General features: G+C 58.3%; 16 protein-coding genes. 10 read left to right on the top strand and 6 right to left on the bottom strand.

Annotated features, from left to right (window positions below):
• The 9 genes from L3J03_04745 to rpsA all read left to right on the top strand — a co-directional run.
• The coding region (locus tag L3J03_04745) for a hypothetical protein (protein ID MCF6290286.1) at positions 1-187 on the top strand (187 nt) is incomplete at its 5' end.
• A 113-nt stretch (positions 188-300) separates the two neighbouring features.
• Positions 301-2,400, top strand: a complete 2,100-nt coding sequence (locus tag L3J03_04740) for a carboxy terminal-processing peptidase (protein ID MCF6290285.1) — start codon at positions 301-303, stop codon at positions 2,398-2,400.
• Positions 2,401-2,838: 438 nt separating this feature from the next.
• Positions 2,839-3,636 (top strand): hypothetical protein, encoded by a 798-nt coding sequence (locus L3J03_04735; GenBank protein MCF6290284.1) that lies wholly within the window; start codon positions 2,839-2,841, stop codon positions 3,634-3,636.
• Positions 3,637-3,899: 263 nt separating this feature from the next.
• Positions 3,900-4,703: a hypothetical protein gene (locus tag L3J03_04730; protein ID MCF6290283.1), complete on the top strand. Its 804-nt coding sequence runs from the start codon at positions 3,900-3,902 to the stop codon at positions 4,701-4,703.
• A 276-nt stretch (positions 4,704-4,979) separates the two neighbouring features.
• Positions 4,980-5,174 (top strand): hypothetical protein, encoded by a 195-nt coding sequence (locus L3J03_04725; protein ID MCF6290282.1) that lies wholly within the window; start codon positions 4,980-4,982, stop codon positions 5,172-5,174.
• 52 nt (positions 5,175-5,226) lie between these two features.
• A complete protein-coding gene (locus L3J03_04720; GenBank protein MCF6290281.1) occupies positions 5,227-5,922 on the top strand; it encodes an outer membrane lipoprotein carrier protein LolA in 696 nt (231 codons plus the stop codon).
• A gap of 19 nt (positions 5,923-5,941) precedes the next feature.
• Positions 5,942-7,804: a RiPP maturation radical SAM C-methyltransferase gene (locus tag L3J03_04715; GenBank protein MCF6290280.1), complete on the top strand. Its 1,863-nt coding sequence runs from the start codon at positions 5,942-5,944 to the stop codon at positions 7,802-7,804.
• Positions 7,804-8,871 (top strand): aminotransferase class I/II-fold pyridoxal phosphate-dependent enzyme, encoded by a 1,068-nt coding sequence (locus L3J03_04710; GenBank protein ID MCF6290279.1) that lies wholly within the window; start codon positions 7,804-7,806, stop codon positions 8,869-8,871. The genes L3J03_04715 and L3J03_04710 overlap by 1 nt, the downstream gene beginning before the upstream one ends.
• An 82-nt stretch (positions 8,872-8,953) precedes the next feature.
• Positions 8,954-10,141 carry a 30S ribosomal protein S1 gene (gene rpsA / locus L3J03_04705; protein MCF6290278.1) on the top strand — a complete coding sequence of 396 codons (1,188 nt, stop codon included), beginning with the start codon at positions 8,954-8,956 and terminating at the stop codon, positions 10,139-10,141.
• Positions 10,142-10,412: 271 nt separating this feature from the next.
• Here rpsA and L3J03_04700 read toward each other — a convergent pair whose 3' ends face one another.
• From L3J03_04700 to L3J03_04675, 6 genes are all read right to left on the bottom strand, one after another.
• Complete coding sequence (locus tag L3J03_04700; protein MCF6290277.1) at positions 10,413-11,237, bottom strand: hypothetical protein; 825 nt, start codon at positions 11,235-11,237, stop codon at positions 10,413-10,415.
• 299 nt (positions 11,238-11,536) lie between these two features.
• A complete protein-coding gene (locus tag L3J03_04695; protein ID MCF6290276.1) occupies positions 11,537-12,994 on the bottom strand; it encodes a phospholipase D-like domain-containing protein in 1,458 nt (485 codons plus the stop codon).
• Between the two features lie 212 nt (positions 12,995-13,206).
• Positions 13,207-14,001: a 23S rRNA (guanosine(2251)-2'-O)-methyltransferase RlmB gene (rlmB, locus tag L3J03_04690; protein MCF6290275.1), complete on the bottom strand. Its 795-nt coding sequence runs from the start codon at positions 13,999-14,001 to the stop codon at positions 13,207-13,209.
• A complete protein-coding gene (gene gmk, locus L3J03_04685; protein MCF6290274.1) occupies positions 13,994-14,614 on the bottom strand; it encodes a guanylate kinase in 621 nt (206 codons plus the stop codon). The genes rlmB and gmk overlap by 8 nt, the downstream gene beginning before the upstream one ends.
• Positions 14,614-14,895: a DUF370 domain-containing protein gene (locus L3J03_04680; GenBank protein MCF6290273.1), complete on the bottom strand. Its 282-nt coding sequence runs from the start codon at positions 14,893-14,895 to the stop codon at positions 14,614-14,616. Before L3J03_04680 ends, gmk begins: the two co-directional genes overlap by 1 nt.
• A gap of 19 nt (positions 14,896-14,914) precedes the next feature.
• A complete protein-coding gene (locus L3J03_04675; GenBank protein MCF6290272.1) occupies positions 14,915-15,802 on the bottom strand; it encodes a YicC family protein in 888 nt (295 codons plus the stop codon).
• 429 nt (positions 15,803-16,231) lie between these two features.
• Here L3J03_04675 and L3J03_04670 point away from each other — a divergent pair, with 429 nt between their 5' ends.
• A complete protein-coding gene (locus L3J03_04670; protein ID MCF6290271.1) occupies positions 16,232-18,328 on the top strand; it encodes a ferrous iron transporter B in 2,097 nt (698 codons plus the stop codon).

Here is an 18,328-nt window from a genome sequence, read left to right as displayed (position 1 = left end):
ATCGCCGCCGCGGCGAAGCGAGTTCCTGCTTGATAGCCTGTTTATGAACAGCCGGCCCTTCTCAATGGAGCGGCCGTTGGTAGAAGAAGACCCCTTTCCCGACAGGAGGGGTTTACTGAATGTTTACGATGGGTTTCCGTTGCGGCGGCGGAAAGTTGCCGCGCAATGGTTTATGGGACGCGGTTGACGATCCAGCCGTGAACCCTTAATCCGACAACCCGAGTTGCAAGGATTTTTTTTCAGATGACTGTTTTTTTTACCCATGGGGCGCGAAATCGCTCCCCCGGCCTGAGGGCCGGCTTGACAAAGTGGACAATCATCGGCTGGGCGGTTCTTTTTTTGCTGGCCGGGGCCGCGGTCCGGACCACGGCGGCGCCCGCCGCCCCTGCCGGCCATTATACGGTCCTTGTCCCGGAACGGGCCCATGTCCTGGTCAACCGGGAGATCGTCGATGACCTGGAGCATAATCATTACCGGAGCCAGGAGATTGATGATCACCTCTCCTCCAGGCTCCTGGACCGGTACCTGGCTGATCTTGACCGCAACCGGCTTTATTTTCTGGCTGACGATATCCGCGAGTTTGAGATCTACCGGGACCGGTTCGACGATTTCCTGCTCGCCAATCAACTGCTGCCAGCCTACAAGATATACAATCGTTTCCAGCAGCGGGTGGCCGAACGGCTGCTCTTTGTACTGGACTCCCTGGACCATGGGCTGGACCGGATCCGTTTTGATGTGGACGAGACCATGGTCGTTGACCGGGAGGACGCGCCCTGGGCCGCCACCACCGCGGAACTCGACGAGCTGTGGCAAAAGCGGCTGAAGGCCAACCTCCTCAGCCAGAAGCTGAGGGGTAAAACAATCGAGGCGGCCGCTGAAATCGTGGGCAAGCGGTATCGCAACCAGCTGAACCAGCTCCGGCAGGCCCGCAGTGAAGATGCCTTTCAGGCCTATATAAATGCCCTGGCCCAGCTCTATGACCCCCATACCAGCTATCTGTCGCCCCGTGGTTCGGAGAACTTCGATATCAGCATGAGCCTTTCCTTTGAGGGGATCGGGGCGGTGCTCCAGACCGAGGACGAGTATGTCAAGATCGTCAGGCTGATTGCCGGCGGCCCGGCGAAGAAGACCGGGAAACTCAGCCCCGGGGATCGGATCGTCGGGGTGGGGCAGGGCGATGGCGGCGAGTTGGTCGATGTGGTCGGCTGGCGGATCGATGATGTGGTGCAGCTGATCCGGGGTCCCAAGGGGACAATGGTCCGGCTGCAGATCATTCCGGCCGCGGCCGAGGATGAACATCTCACCAGGACGGTGCGGATCATCCGCAACCGGGTCAAGCTTGAGGAGCAGGCCGCCCGGAAGAAGATCATTGATCTGGTCCGCAACGGGGTGACCTACAAGATAGGGGTGATCGATATCCCGACCTTTTATGTGGACTTCAAGGGGATGCGGGCCCACCTCAGGAATTATAAGAGCACCACCACCGATGTGAGACGTCTGCTCAAGGAATTGATCGCGGCCCGGGTGGACGGGGTGGTCATCGATCTGCGGGACAACAGCGGCGGATCGCTGCAGGAGGCGAACAGCCTGACCGGGTTGTTCATTGACCACGGTCCCACGGTACAGATCAAGAGTGCCGGCGGCCGGGTGGAGGTGTTAAAGGATCCGGAAAAGGGGATCGTTTACCAGGGGCCGCTGGCCGTGCTGGTCAACCGGATGAGCGCCTCGGCCTCGGAGATTTTTGCCGGGGCGATCCAGGACTATCGGCGTGGACTGATCATCGGCGAGCAGACCTTTGGCAAGGGCACGGTGCAGACCCTGCTTGCCTTGAGTCACGGCCACCTGAAGACCACCTCGGCAAAGTTTTATCGGGTTTCCGGGGAAAGCACCCAGCATAAGGGGGTTGCCCCGGATATTCTCTATCCCAGCATGTATGATAAGGAAAAGCTCGGCGAGAGTTCCCTGGATGAATCCCTGCCCTGGGACATCATCCGGCCGCGCCGCCACCAGAGCTATTTTTTCTTTGCCCCCTATCTCAACCAATTGCGGGCCCGGCACCAGGAACGGCTCAAAACGGACCCGGACTATGGTTACCTGTTGAGCCGGATCGCGGCCCAGAAGGCCCTCCGGTCCAGAAAGGAGATCTCCCTTAACGAGACAGTGCGCCGCAGGGAGAGAAAAGAGGCGCAAAAGCGGCTGCTGGCAGCGGAGAACAAACGGCGGCGGGCCAAGGGGATGGAGCCGCTCGACTCCATTGACTCCCTTGAAGAGGAGAAACCGGCCGACCATGTACCGACCAATGAGATCCCGGACAATGACCCGGTGTTGCTCGAAAGCGGCCGGGTGCTGCTCGATTATATCGAATTGTCCAATCAAAGGCTGGTCAAGCACGGGTCTTGACAGAGGACAGAGGACGGAAGACAGAGGGCAGAGGGCAGAGGACAGAGGACGGAAGACAGAAGACAGAGGACGGTGGACGGTGGACGGTGAAGAAAGTTAATAGTTATTCGTTATTTGTTAATAGTGGCAACACGTTATAGTCTTTTACCAATAACCAATAACCCAATATTCCCAGCACCTCTGTTTTTGGTTTATCCGTCTTCTGTCTTCTGGTTTCCTGCACCCTGCACCCTGAAAAAGGCTTCCTGCCCGGCCACGGCGCTGTTTTAAGGATTTAAACCTTGACAGGAACGGAGCGATCCTGATATTGAACCGAAGTTTTGTTTTGTTACGGCCTGGTTCCGGCAAGGTCTCTGAAACCGTGGGAATAAGCGTGGATGGCGCTCGTTCCGCCGGGGCCGGCCGGGCAAGGTCCGCAAGTTGAGGAGGGATGCCGGGATGCGGGGAAGGAAGGGCGCGGGTGTACCATTGCTGGTTGCTGTTGCCCTTGTTTTTGCGCTGATTTACATCGGCCGGGCCCGGCCGGGGGCGGCGGAACGGCCCCGGCTCGAGCTTGCCGACTGCATCAAGTGTCATCAGAAGGAGTCGGCAACCATTGCCGGGAACGAGAGCAGGCACAAGACAGCGGTTACCTGCCTTGACTGCCACCGCGAACACGGCCCCTGGGGCAGGGACATCATTCCCCCGTGTACCAGGTGCCACCAGGGGCGTTCCCACTTCAAGCTCGCCAACTGCCTGAATTGCCATTCCGACCCCCATAATCCGCTTGAACTGGTGCTTGCCGACGTGATAACCGCGCCCTGTCTGACCTGTCACCAGGAACAGGGCAAGGAATTCGAGGAATTTCCAAGCCGTCATTCCCAACAGGCCTGCACCTTCTGTCATGAAAAACATGGCCAGATACCCCAGTGCCTTCAATGTCATGAACCGCACACCTATGGCCAGACCATGGCCGACTGCCTGGGCTGCCATCCGGCGCACCGGCCGTTGCGTATTTTTTATAAGATGTCGACGCCGCGTCGCTTTTGTGTCGCCTGTCACCCGGAGCCGGGTAAAATGCTGCGGAAAACTAAAATCAAACATCGGAAGTTCACCTGTGCCTACTGTCACCGCGGCGGCCACCCCAGCAGGCCGGGCTGCTGGGTATGTCATGGCAAGCCCCATGCACCGAAGATGCACCGGGATTTTCCACTTTGCCTTGACTGCCATATGGACAACCATAATGTGGTGAAATAGCCGCAGGCTTCCGGGGCCGGACTTTCCGGGTGATTACGGAGCGGTGACCAGCCGGAGCGATTATAATTAGAGCTTGACAAAAGCGGAGCGATTCTGATAATGAATCAACATTCATGTCTTGACCGTTTTTTCCGGTCTGTCAGCGTGTTTCGTTTGATCGACAAGCGAATAATCCAGAAGTTATTTTAAATGCCGGGGTCCAGGGGGATTCGGACGGGGCTCAATTTCAAACGCTACTCGAAACTAAGGAAGGGGCAACTGAGATGCTGAAAAGAAATATGGTGTTACTGGGCAAGGTTCTGGGGGCGACGGTTCTCTCCGCGATGATCACGGTGGGTGCCGCCGGAACGGTCAAGGCCGAGCGGGCTGAGCTGGCGGTATCCGACTGCGCAAAATGCCACGAGAAGGAGCCGGTGACCATCGCCGCCAATGAGAGCATGCATAAGACCGCGGTCACCTGTCTCGACTGCCACCTGGAACATGGACCATGGGGCACGGAGATTGTCCCGCAATGCTCAATGTGCCATGACCCTGGCGATAAAACCCACTTTGCCCTGGACGATTGTCTCAGTTGCCATGTTGATCCCCACAACCCCCTGGGTATCGTATTCGAGGGTGAGCGGGTCAAGGAATGTCTGACCTGTCATCAGCAGCAGGGTGACGAGTTTGCCCAGTATCCGAGCAAGCACTCCGAGCAGTCCTGTAATTTCTGCCATGAGAAGCATGGCGAGATCCCCGATTGCTCCAGGTGTCACGAGCCCCATGCCGAGGGCCAGGTCATGGCCGACTGTCTTGCCTGTCATCCGGCCCACCATCCCCTGCAGATCGTGCCGGACATTACCACCCCCCGCGCCTTCTGCGTGCCGTGTCATGAGGAGATCGGCGAGTTGATGGCCCAGACCACCACCAAGCACCAGACCTTTACCTGCGCCTTCTGTCACCGTGGCAGCCATCCAACGGTGCCGCAGTGCCGGGGATGCCATGGTGAGCCGCACGGCGCCGCCATCCATAAGAAGATGCCGGAGTGTATCGAGTGTCACATGGATGCGCATTTCCTGCAGAAATAGGGCAGGGCGGTGGCAGTGACCTGGCCCGGGGCCGGGTTACAACTTTAAAGAGAACCCGAGACCGGGAAAAGGCTTTAGCGCCTTTTCCTGGTCTCGGTGTTGTTACGGGACGATATGGCCATGCCATGCTGGTTGGTCCGTAAGGTTTCGGTAACCCCCGTACGTTTGAGGTTGGACCGGGAAAGGGGTTTTCTTATACCGAACGGTGTAGCGGACCCTGAGCCGCAGCCGTGACGGCAAAAGCGGAATTTGAAACAACTTCGGCAGGATATGCTTATGGCTTCCGAATCGCCGTTGCGGCGAAGCGAGTTCCTGCTTGATAGCCTGTTTATGAACAGCCGGCCCTTTTCAATGGAGCGGCCGTTGGTAGAAGAAGACCCCTTTCCCGACAGGAGGGGGTTTACTGAATGTTTACCACGAGACGGACGTGTGTCATGTTGTAACTTATTGATTCTATTCGGTGTCATTTGAAACATTTCGGGTTGTCACGTCTCCATCCATCATTATTAATCAGGAATTACCCATGCGTCCCCGTGTCCCTGTCCTTTTATTCCGCCTGGCCCTTTTTTTCCTGGTCGTGCTTGGCCTTCCTCTCAGGGGGGCGGGCCAGGACCGGCTGGATGCGGAGAGCGTGGCCCGCCATATCCAGAAAAATTACGAGACCGCCCAGGGCATGTCCGCCGACTTCACCCAGGTGACCACCCTCAAGCTGAGCCGCCGCCAGCGCCAGGGCAGCGGCCGGGTCATCCTCCGGAAACCCGGGCTGATGCGCTGGGACTACTTCAGCCCCGACCGGCAGGTGCTGATCAGCAACGGCACCACCCTGACCATGTACTTTGAAAAATCACACCAGCTGATCACCTCCCCGGCCAGGGAATATCTTCAGTCCGATGTCATCTATGGTTTTTTCACCGGCAGCGGGGATATCCTGCGCGACTTTATTGTCTCCTTTGCGGACGGGGCACGATTCGCCAGGGACACCACCTATCTGCTCAAGCTTATCCCCAGGCAACCGCAGCCGCAGGTGGCCCAGCTTTATCTCTGGGTCGATGCGCCGGATTTTCTCATCCAGCGGATACGGATCATCGACCATTTCAACACGGTCACTGACATCTCTTTCAGCAATATCAGCATGCACACCGTTGGGGACGATCAGGGGATCGACCCGGGCCTGTTCAAGTTCAGCCCGCCGCCGGACACGGAAATCATCAACCAGTAGTTCTTTGTTCTTCTTTGCCATGGCGTCCCGATCCCGCATCTCTCCTGTTCACCGGTCCCACTCCTCCCTGCGGTTGGCCCTGGTCTCCATGCCCTGGGCGCTTTTCAACCGGCCCTCGATCCAACTCGGCGGACTCAAGGCCTATCTGGCCGCCGACCGGGACTGGCTGACGGTGGATACCATGCACCCCTACCTGGAGGTGGCGGACAAGATAGGCACAGACCTCTATCACTGGATCTCGCAGGAGTCCTGGGTCGGCGAGGCCTGCTACAGCGCACTGCTTTTCCCGGAACAAAAAGAGGATGCGGCCCGGATGGCCGTTGCCCGACACCGCCGGAAACCGCGCAGGAGCCGGGGACCTGACTTTGATTTCAACCAGACCCTGGCCATATTGGAGCAGCAGTTGACCGCCTGGCTCGCCCGTCAGGACTGGTCCCGATACCAGCTGGTGGGATTTTCGGTCTGCTTCAACCAACTGCTCGCCTCGTTGACCGCGGCCGCCGGGATAAAAAGAACACATCCCGACCTGATGGTGGTCCTGGGCGGCAGTATCTGCGCCGGCTCACTGGGAAGCTCGTTGCTCACCTTTCCCCAGGTGGATTATGTAGTACCCGGCGAGGGTGAAATCCCGCTACGCGAACTCTGCCGGTTCCTTGCCGGGAAACGGGCTACCCTGCCCGAGACCCTGAACAGCCGGGTGCGGCCGGCCGCGAAGGCCCGCGCCCCGAGTCCGCAGCTCAAGGACCTCAACCGCCTGCCGGTACCGGACTACCAGGACTACTTTGCGGAACTGCAGCAGTGGTTCGCCAGCCGTCCCTTTATTCCGGTGCTGCCCCTGGAGTTCTCCCGCGGCTGCTGGTGGGGAAAATGCGCCTTCTGCAATCTCAACCTCCAGTGGCAGGGATATCGCCGCAAAAAAGCGGCCAGGGTTCTACAGGAGGTCAGCACCCTGGCTGAACGATACCAGGTCCTGGACTTCACCTTTACCGATAACGCGCTGCCCCCGGCCGAGGCGGTCCGGTTCTTCGGCCAACTGGCCAAACAGCGGCCGGACTACCGCTTTTTCGGTGAAATACGGGCAACCACCGGTCCGAAGGAACTGGCCGTGTTCCGCAGCGGCGGCCTGACCACGGTCCAGGTGGGAATCGAGTCGTTAAGCAACTCCCTGCTTGCCCGCCTCAACAAGGGCGTGACCGTGCTCGACAATATCGTTGTCTTGAAGAACGGCATGGAACAGGATATCGTACTCGAGGGCAACCTGATCACCGAGTTTCCCGGATCCACGCCGGCAGAGGTTGCCGAGACCCTGGCGAATCTCGATTTCGTCCTTCCCTTTCGACCGCTGACCATTGCCGTCTTTTTCCTCGGCCATGGCAGCCCGGTCCAGCAAAGCCCGAAAAAGTTCCATATCCGGGCCATGGTCACCGATCCCCGCAACAAGGCGCTTTTCCCCGGGGAACTGCTGGCCGGTCTCACCCTGCTGATCAAGGGGTACCGCGGCGACCGGAAAATGCAACGCAGACTGTGGCGGCCGGTGGCGGACAAGGTCGGCCTATGGCAACGCTTCCATGCCCGGCGGGCCGACACCGGCCGGAGCCCGGGAGCCCTTTCCTATCGGGACGGCGCCGGTTTTCTGATTATCCGCCAGGAACTGCCGGACCAACCGACCCTCCACCACCGGCTGCAGGGCACATCCCGGGCAATCTATCTTGCCTGCAACCAGCCCTGCTCGATCCTTGAACTGGAGCAACGCTTCCCGCGGATCCGGCGGCAGCCACTCCTGGCCTTTGTCAACGACCTGGTGAACAAGCGTCTGATGTTTACTGAAAACAAAAAATATCTCAGCCTGGCGATCCACAACAAAACAAACAGAGGCAGATAATGAGCACCCTGCATGGCGGCAACATCATCAACACGGCCAAGGAGCTTGGCTGTCGACCCGACCAACTCATTGACATGAGCAGCAACCTCTCGCCCCTGGGCATGGTCCCCGGCCTGGACGAGGTGTTGAGAAAGGGCATAGCCGAGATCGCTTATCTTCCGGAAACAGCGAGCGAATCGCTGGTACAGGCCTTTGCCGACAAGCATGGATTGAGCCCTGCCAACATCCTGGCCGGCAACGGCACCACCGAGTTTATATACAACATCCCCCTGACCCTGGCCGACCGGCTCCGGCATGCCCTGATCGTTACCCCGACCTATGGCGACTATGACCAGGCCTGCGCCTGGGCCGGTCTTCCGGCAACCCATTTCCCCTTGCGCCGGCATGAGGAGTTCAGGCTTGATCTCCACCGGCTGCAGGCACAACTCTCGGGCCGGGAACTGGTCTTTATCTGCAACCCCAACAACCCCACCAGCGGACTCACTGCCAGCGCCGACCTTAATGCCTGCATCCGCTGTCATCCGGACACACTCTTTGTGGTGGATGAATCCTATCTGCCCTTTGTCCGGGAGAGATCGCTGCTCTCCTTTCCCTTGCCGGAGAACCTCTGCCTGCTCCGCTCCTTTTCCAAGATCTATGGGATCCCCGGACTGCGGCTCGGATTCCTGGCGGCGGATGCAAAGATCATGGCCCGGATCACCAGCAGACACAAACCGTGGGGAGTCAACCGGCTGGCCCAGATCGCCGGCGAGTATCTGCTCAAATACGGTGATGCCCGGGCGGAGGAGAACATCCGCTTTGTTGAACAGAACCGGCCAGCCATGGCCGCGGCCCTGGCAGCCATGCCCGGGGTGGAGGTGATTCCCGGCACAGCCAATTTCATCCTCAATCTGCTTAAGGGGGAAACCACTGTTGAGTATCTGAGGGAGAAGTTGCTGGAACAGCGGATCATGATCAGGAACTGCGCCAACTTTGTCGGACTGGATGAGCATTACTTTCGGATTTCCTTGAAAACAGAAGAAGAAAACCGACTCTTCATCAACGCCTGCGGCTCGATCCTGAAATAGACAGAGGACAGAAAAAAACACACGATTAAGCAATTCATCATTCTTAACTTTGCATTTTACATTTTGAAACCAAGAGGACATCATGGAAGAAAGTTTCGCAGAACTCTTTAAAAAAGACGCCCGGCAGCAACAACACCTCAAGCCGGGCCAGAAGGTGTCGGCCACGGTGACCAGTATCGGCAAGGAATACGTGTTTATCGATGTCGGCACCAAGGGAGACGGCTCGCTGGAGTTAAAGGAACTGCTGGACGAAGAGGGCAACCCGACGATCAAGGAAGGCGACAAACTGGGTGTCTATTTCCTGGGAAGCGTACGCCGGGAATTACAGTTTACCACCCGGCTCACCGGTGGCAGCGCGGCCCAACAACACTTGCAGGAGGCCTTTTTAAGCAGTATCCCGGTGGAAGGGACTGTTGTAAAAGAGATCAAGGGCGGCTTTGAGGTGAAGGTGGCCGGAACCCGGGCCTTCTGCCCCTTTTCCCAGATCGATCTGCGCCGGGCCAAGCCGGCGGAGGAGTACCTGGACCAGCGTTTCCTGTTCAAGATCACCGAATATGACCCTGAGAGGCGCAACCTGCTGGTCTCCCGCCGGGCCATTCTGGAAGAGGAACGGGAGGAACAAAAAAAGGCCCTGGCCGCCACCCTGACGGAAGGGGCCGAGGTGCGGGGCACCATTACCTCGATCCGCGACTTCGGCGCCTTTGCCGACATCGGCGGGATCGACGGGCTGATTCCAATCTCCGAGATTGCCTGGGGCCGGGTCGACAACATCAACGATCTGCTGTCAATCGGCCAGGAGGTCACCCTGGCGGTACTGAAACTGGACTGGGACCGGGACCGGATCACCCTGAGCCTGAGAGCGGCCCAGCCGGACCCCTGGGAGCAAGTCGACCTGGCCAAGGGTTCCTGCCTTCAGGGTACTGTGGTCCGGCTGGTCGATTTCGGCGCCTTTGTCACCCTGAAACCCGGGATCGACGGCCTGCTCCATATCTCCAAACTGGGCAAGGGCCGGCGGCTCAACCATCCCCGGGAGGTGCTGGAACAGGGCCAGATGGTTGAGGTCTGTATCGAAGAGATCGATTGTGACCGGAAACGGATCTCCCTCGCCCTGCCCGACCAGCCATCCGGGACCGGGGATAAGACCGGGCCGGCCACTGACCATCGACACTATCTGGGCGATGAGGCGGAAACCGGCCGGCAACTGGGAACCCTGGGCGACCTGTTGCGCGCCGGAATGAAGGAGAGAAACAAGAAAAGGGAGGGGGGGTAGAACACCCCCCTCCCTTAACAGTAATAAAAGAGCCGGTATTAAATTTGATGAACTCGTAACAACCCGAAAGGCTTCAAATGCCACCCAATAAAATCAACAAGTTACAAGACGAATCACGTCCGTCGAGCGGGTTGTTGCGAGACCGACAAATTTGATGACCTCGTAACAACCCGAAAGGCTTCAAATGCCATCCAATAAAATCAACAAGTTACAACATGATACACGTCCGTCTCGCAGGTTGTTGCGAGACCGACAAATTTATCTCATTGATTCAGGAATCGTTTTTCCTGAGCCTGATCCGGTTGCCGACCAGGATGGCCACTCCGGGGAACAAAAGCAGGGCAGACGGCGGGATGGGTACTGGAGAAGATCCCGGCCCTTCAATGACATCGTTGGCGCAGGTCTCGGCCCAGTGCAGCCCGGTCCCGGAGGAGGTCAGGTTGGTTCCGGCAATGTCGAAACTCATGGTCATGTAATCATAGACATCATCGGGCGCTGTTTCGCTGTAGTTGTTGCCGTTGACAAAGGTGAATTCCCAGGTTCCGTTGTTGACCCAGGCCAGTCCGTTATGATCGTAGAGAACCTCGTGGCCCGGCCGGTTGGGGGTTGCCGAGGTTGTCGAAAGCACGATCCTGCCCTGGTCGACCTGATAGAGGGCCAGGTTGCCGGAGGTCGTGCTGGCGTCGTGACTGTCAAGCACAACCGCATATTCCCAGATTTCGCCATTGGAGTGGTCATCACTTCCGTAAGGGGCGCTGCCAAAAGGATTCCAGCCGTTGCTGCTTAAGAAAAGATCGCCGAGGGTCCAATTGATCCCGCTGCTGCTGCCGCCGCCGCAGTGGTGCGATGCGGAGGTGGCGGAGCTGTTCTGCTGATTCAGGAACCAGAAAAAATCGGAAAAGATCTTCACCTCCATCGTCGAGCCGGAGAAAGAAACATCCATCCGGTCAATATCGTAGATACCTATTCTGCCGTAAACATCTTCAGAGTATCCGGCCCCCACATAATTATCATCAATGGTTGCGGCCTTGACCGGGCCGGTCATTGCAAAAAACAACAGACCGGCGGTAATTCCTGTAATAATTGCTGTTTTCATCTCTTGCCTCCTTCGATGACAGGGAATTCAGGAAAGTCACGTCTCCGGGGTACACCCACAAGGACCGCAACCCATTCATCCGTCTCAATGCCGGCCCCGACCCGGTAACACCGCCCTGCTTGTTTTCCTTGTGTTCGGAATACCAGCGTTAGAATTATCAGTGATTGTAAATATAAAGCATATAGCCGGTAATTCAATACGGGAATAGCATGGTTTTATGTACGAAGCTGGGCCAGCCACTCCTTCCCGGGTCTAATACCGTTTTCGTATACGCATTTCATCTGACCGGCATTGCCCGGTCAGAGGTAGGGGGCAAAGAGCCTGAAAAAATTGTTCCTCAGCCGGACCGGCAGAGAGGTTGCCCGCAGCTGCCGCAAGGTCAGTTCATCGGCCTGCTCAGCCTTTTGGAGGATAATATCCTCCACGGCCCGGGCCAGATGCGTATCGTAGCACTCCAGGTTGAACTCAAAGTTCAGGGCCAGGCTGCGCGGGTCCCAGTTTGCCGAGCCCAGCAGCACCCAGCCGCGGTCAACAACCATCAACTTCGAATGATCGAATGGCGGCGGGGTCGAGAAGATACGGCATCCCGAATCGAGCAACTCTTCCAGGCCGGCATCAGCGGCCCATTTCACCATGCGCAGATTCGACGTCCCGGGCAGAAATATCCGCACCTCCACGCCCCGCAGCGCCGCCACCCGGATACTGGTAAGCAGTACCTCGTCGGGCAGAAAATAAGGGGTCATGATCCAGATCGAGGAACGGGCGGATGCCAATGCCCCCATGATCACGAAACGGAGTTTGTCAAAATCCTCATCCGGACCGTCGTCAATCCCCCGGGCCGCCCCCTCTCCATGGTGGGACAACTCCGGGAACCACTCCGGTCCGGCCAACCTTTCGCCGGTGGTGAACATCCAGTCCTCGACAAAGGTCTGCTGCAGCTCGGCGACAACCGGTCCCCTGACCAGGAAATGGACATCCTGGACCGGTTTTGCCGGGCCATCCTCAATCACGTTGCCGGAGCGGATGTTCATCCCGCCGGTAAAACCGGTTTTTCCATCAACAACGAGAATCTTGCGATGGTTACGGAGGTTGACGTAACGAAACCGCCAGGGCAGAACGGTCTGCATGAAACAGGCCACTGTAACCCCGTCCCGGCGCAGTCCCCAGATAATAGGGGGAAAGCTGTAGTTGACGCCCACCCCGTCAATCAGGACCCTTACCTCGACCCCCCGGTTTTTTGCCCCGGCCAGGGCGACCCGGAACTTCTTGCCCCAATGATCGTTATCAAATATATAGGTGGCCAGGGCAATGGAATGTCGGGCCCGGGCAATGGCCGACAGCATCCGGCCAAAGGCCTGCCCGCCGCCGGGCAATGGCTCGATCCGGTTGCCCTGTAAAATCGGCTGCCTGGAGATCTCGGTTGTCAAGCGGCAGAGATCGGTCAGGCCGGTTCTATGTTCACCAAACCTTTCCCAGATAAAACCGGGCGATACCGTTGACCCGGTTTCCGGCAGCGGCACGGTCTGTTTTCCGGCAAAACGCAGCCGGGCGCGTCTCTTGATCCGGTTGACCCCGAAAAGCCAGTAGAGGCAGACCCCTAGGACCGGGGCAAACCAGACCAGGCCCAGCCAGCCGACCGCCGACCGGGTGTTGCGTTTCTTCAGAATAATATGAAAGGCCGTGCCCCCGGTGATCCCAAGGGTGGCAAGGGAGATAAAAACAGGCCAGTAGGCTTGGACCGAATCAGGAAAATTCATCTCAGCGGGACGTGTTGTTGGAAGAAAAACAAAATATTCCGGTTTGAGCGTACCTCAACGCAGACAAGGTGCAGGTTTCAGAAGCCAGAGGACAGATGACAGTAAACCAAAAACAGAGGCGCTGAGGGCATCCAGACCACCATTACTGCTCTATATCTTTTTCACTGTCCACCGTCCACTGCCCACTGTCCACTGGTTTTTTCCGTCATCTGTCATCCGTCTTCTGTCATCCGCTGACGGACGATCTCGTACAGGGAGACCGCGGCGGCCACCGAGCTGTTCAGCGAATCGAGCCGGCCCTGCATGGGAATGGTGACCAGGTAGTCGCACTGCTCCCGCACCAGCGGCCGGATACCCTTGCCCTCGCCGCCGACCACCAGGCAGAGCGGCCGGGTAAACTCGGCCTGATGGATGGTCAACGGTCCATCCTTTACCGTGCCGAATACCCAGATCCCCTCCTTCTGCAACCGTTTCAGGGTGGTGACCAGATTGGTAACCCGGCAGATATCCATGCGGGCAACCGCTCCGGCCGAGGCCTTGGCAACGGTACCGGACAACGGGGCCGAACGTTCCCTGGTAATGATTACTCCATGGGCGCCGGCAGCCAGTGCGGTACGAATGATCGCCCCGAGATTATGGGGATCCTGGATGGTATCAAGGGCCAGAAGCAGCGGTGTCCCGTCAACGGACCGCAGCCGTTCGATCAGGCCGTCCAGGGAAAGGAGGGCAAAGGGGAGCACCCTGGCGATTACCCCCTGGCGGCCCTTGCCATCGATATCTCCCGCCGGTCCCTTCCCCCGGGGGGTATCGAAGCGGAGCTTGATCCCTGCTCCCCTGGCCAGATCGATAATCTCCTGGATCCTGGGGCCGGACCTGGAACGATGGATGGTAATCTCGCTAACCCGCTGCGGATTGTCCCGCAGCATCTCAAGGACAGGGTGGACACCCCAGAGCAACTCGTAGCCTGACTCTTTTTCCGGTTCAGCCCGCCGGGCCTTCTTATCCATGATCCTGATCCGTAAAAGAAAGGGACAGGGCAAAGCCGGCAGGAGAACGGCGTTTGCGGCTCCGCTGGGCAATGATCACCGAACGGAGTACCTCGGCCGCCGTATCCAGGTCATCGTTGACGATCAGATACTGGTACCGGTCCAGGGCCGCCATCTCCTGCTGCGCGTTTTTTATCCTCAGCTCAATCGTTTCGGGCGGATCCGTGGACCGTCCGGTCAGGCGACGCCTGAGTTCCGCCATTGACGGCGGGGCAATGAAGATCGAGCAGCAGTCGTCAATCACTTCCCATATCTGCCGCGCCCCCTGGACATCGATGTCCAGAACCACGTCGAGTCCCCGGGCCAGACCGGCCTCCACTGCCTGACGGCTGGTGCCGTAAAAGTTTCCATGGACCTCGGCCCACTCCAGAAACTCTCCGGAATCCCGCATCGTCCGGAAGGTCTCACGGCCGACGAAATGATAGTCAACCCCGTTCTTTTCCCCGGCCCGGGGGGGCCGGGTGGTGTGGGAAACCGAAAAGGCCAGCCCGGGCAGCCCGGCCATCACCTTTTTCAACAGGGTGGTCTTGCCGGCGCCGGACGGCGCCGAGATGATGAACAACTCGCCCCGCATCAACTCTCCTGCCCTTCCTCAATGGCGCGTTGGTCGATGATTGCCGGCATGAACCGCTGGGTCAGGGTCTCCCGCTGCACCGAAGAAAGGATCACATGGTTGCTGTCCAGGATAATAATCGATCTGGTCCGCCGCCCCTCGGTGACATCAATAAGGCGACCGGTCTTCCTGGCCTCATCCTTGAGCTTGCGCATCGGGGAAGAATGGGGAGAAACAATGGCCAGAATACGTCTGGCAACAACCGTGTTGCCAAAGCCCACGTTAATCATCCTGCCGTCCATAACACCCCCCGGCTCAAAATTATTCCAGGTTTTGAATCTGCTCGCGCATCTTCTCCAACTCGTTCTTGAGATCAACTATATGATGGGCCACGGCGGCATTGCCGATTTTCGAGACCATGGTGTTGATCTCCCGCAAAAACTCCTGGATCAGAAAATCAAGCTTTCGGCCGATTGGTTCGGCCGCGGCCAGCATCCCGGCAAACTGCTCCATATGACTGCGGAGCCGGACCATCTCTTCGGTAATATCCGACTTATCGACCAGGACCGCCGCCTCCTGCGCCAATCGCACCGGGTCAATATCAACGCCTTGCAGGAGATTGTCAAGCCGTTCTTTCAGGCTTTCCTGCCTTTTCCGGTTGATATCCGGGACCGCCAGTTCCACTCTTTCCACGGTTCCGGCAAAGGTTTCGAGACGGCCGAGAAGATCGGCCTTCAATGTCCGGCCCTCCTTCTCCCGCATCGCCAGCGCGTCTTTGAGCGCCCTGTTGAGCGCTTCACCGATAAAGGACCAGGCCCTGTCCAGATCTTCCTCAACCTCGGCGGCCGGTCCGATCACGTCCCGACAGGAGAGCACCATCGCCAGGTCCGGGGCCCCGGTCAGTTGCAGATCCTGATGAATCTGCTTCAGGCAGTTATGGTATTCCCGGGCCAGGGGCAGATTTGCCTCGAGACGGACTCCCGCACCGCCATCACCGTTGCTACTGACCGTCAGATCGATATGACCGCGGCCGTAGTAACGGCCAAGCTCCCGCTTGACCCTCTCCTCAAGAGCGGCATATTTCCAGGGCATCCTGATTTTGACATCCAGAAAACGGTGATTGACGGAACGTAATTCGACCACCCATGTTCTGCCGTCACCACTGCTCTCGCCGCGGCCAAACCCGGTCATGCTCAACGGCCTGTTCATACAAAACTCCCTCTGATTCCGATGGATCAACTCCGCAACACCAGCCACCCACGGGATGTACGGTGCGAGTTACGGAAAATTCCACAAAAGTATGGGATGCGGAAAGACCGCGGCCGCGATGCCCGTGATCGCCGCAACGCACCATAGGCGCCGGGCAGCGATTCGTCCGCAGCGTCCCGCCTCAACCTGCTATGGACATACACCAGGCGATGCGGATTTACAACCACAACCATGTCAACACCCCTGACAACAGGCTGTTCCGGCGGCAACCGTTGCCTGCGTCTGCCAGCGCCCGTTCACTGGCAACGGTTTTTTTACCGGAAAAGATTAGGGGCTCCGAAATTGATTCGGTCTCCAAAAAAATATTTTGACTTTGCAGGAAAAGAACGCTATCTTGGCTCCGCGATCAAACAACCGGACCCGGCGGAAATGGACTCAGTTCAGTTCTCGCTCAACTGGTATAAGACCCGCTACCCCCGCACTACCCCGGCAACCACGGCCTGTTTCACCATAACAAGAAATGCCATTGCAATGAACCTCCCCAATCATGAACAAAAATGTTGCGCCCAGGGACCAGGCCCGGCCCGGGAACAACCCGGCCTTGTCCTGGTCGGCAACATGAACGTGGGCAAGTCCACCCTGTTTCGCCAGCTCTGCCGGGAGATCACAACCGTTCACTTCCCCGGCACCACGGTATCGATCAAAAAGGGGCTGATCAAGGATACCGGCCAGACCCTTTTTCTTACCCCGGGCATATGCTCCATCTTTTCCCAGAACGAGGACGAGCTTGTCTCCCGGGACATTCTACTCTCACCCGCTGACCCGGCGCCGGCCCAGGGGGTTATCCTGGTGGCTGACGCCAAGAACATCACCAGGTCCCTGGCCATTGCCTTTCAATACGCCGAGTACGGCCTGCCCATGCTGCTGGCCGTCAACATGGTTGACGAGGCATCTTCCCGCGGGGTGGAGATCGACTTCAACCGGCTCAGCCGGATCCTTGGAATCGAAATATGCGCCACCATTGCCAAGGAGGGTGTCGGCCTCCGCTCGCTGCTGGCGGCACTAAAGGAAATGCGGCCAGCCACCGCCCGGGTCACATATCCGGATTGGGTGGAGGATTTTTTTGAAAAGGTTGCCGCCCGCCTCGATGGCCCGGCCATCTCGCCCCGGGGCATCGGTCTGTTACTCCTTACCGAAGACCGGGAAATAGAGCGCTATCTGGCCCGCCGCTATGATGAAGCGACCCTGGTCGAGCTGAAGGAACTTGCCGCGGCCCATCGCCGGCAGGATCCCGAAGGATTCCGGATTCTGGTCAGCACCCTTTATAACAACAGGGCGGAACAGGTGGCCCGGGAGATCCAACAGGTTAGGCCGCCCACCAGGAACCCGTTTCTGGTCACCATGGGCGACTGGTGCACCCAGTTGCATACCGGCATCCCCATTGCCATGGCGGTGGTGGCGGCAATGTATCTCTTTGTCGGCTCCTTTGCCGCCACCCTGGTGGTGGATACCATCAACGCCACCCTGTTCGAAAAATTCCTGATCCCGCTCACGGTGAAACTGGTCGCCCCGATCCCCAGTGCATTTATCCGGGACATGATCGTGGATCCCGACTTCGGCATCCTGCCCACCGGCGTATTCCTGGCCCTTGGTCTGGTGCTGCCGGTATTCTTCTGTTTCTACATCGCCTTTGGAATCCTGCAGGACTCGGGCTATCTGCCCCGGCTGTCGATCCTGCTCAACAAAATCTTTCAGAAAATGGGGCTGAACGGCAAGGGGGTCATCCCGCTGATCATGGGTTTTTCCTGTGTCACCATGGCCATCCTCACCACCCGGATGCTCGGTTCGAACAAGGAACGGATCATCGCCACCCTGCTGCTGCTGCTGGGCATACCCTGCGCCCCGCTGATCGCGGTGATGCTGATTATCCTGGGCCGGATGCCGGTCTCCGCCTCCCTGACCGTATTCGGCTTACTTCTCGCCCAGGTCTTTATTGCCGGCTTTATCCTGAACAAGATCCTGCCCGGGACCCGTTCCCCGTTCCTCATGGAGATCCCGCCGTTGCGGGTCCCTAAACTGACCATGGTTGTCAAGAATGCGGCCCGCAAAACCTATTTTTTCATGATAGAGACGGTACCGATATTTATCCTGGCCTCCCTGGTGGTCTTTCTGTTCCAGCGGATGGGCGGCCTTGAGATGCTGGAACGGGCGGCCCGGCCGCTGGTTACAACCATGATGGGCCTGCCGGAGAAAAGCGTTCAGGTGTTCATCAAGACCATTATCAGGCGGGAAAGCGGGGCCGCCGAACTGGAACATCTGCACAACGTGTACACCAACCGCCAGCTGGTGGTCAACCTGCTGGTGATGACCTTTCTCACCCCCTGCATGAATGCGATTATCGTACTGTTCAAGGAACGGGGCGCCAGGGTCGCGACGATAATTGTCACCGCCGTGCTCATCTACGCCATTACCGCTGGCACCCTGCTTAACCACGCCTGCCGGCTGTTGGGAATCACCTTTTCCTGA

The organism is Desulfobacterales bacterium (assembly GCA_021647905.1).
Taxonomy (GTDB): Bacteria; Desulfobacterota; Desulfobulbia; order Desulfobulbales; family BM004; genus JAKITW01.
Note: the sequence above shows the minus strand (reverse complement) of the source record. Positions and strands in the feature narration are given on the sequence as shown.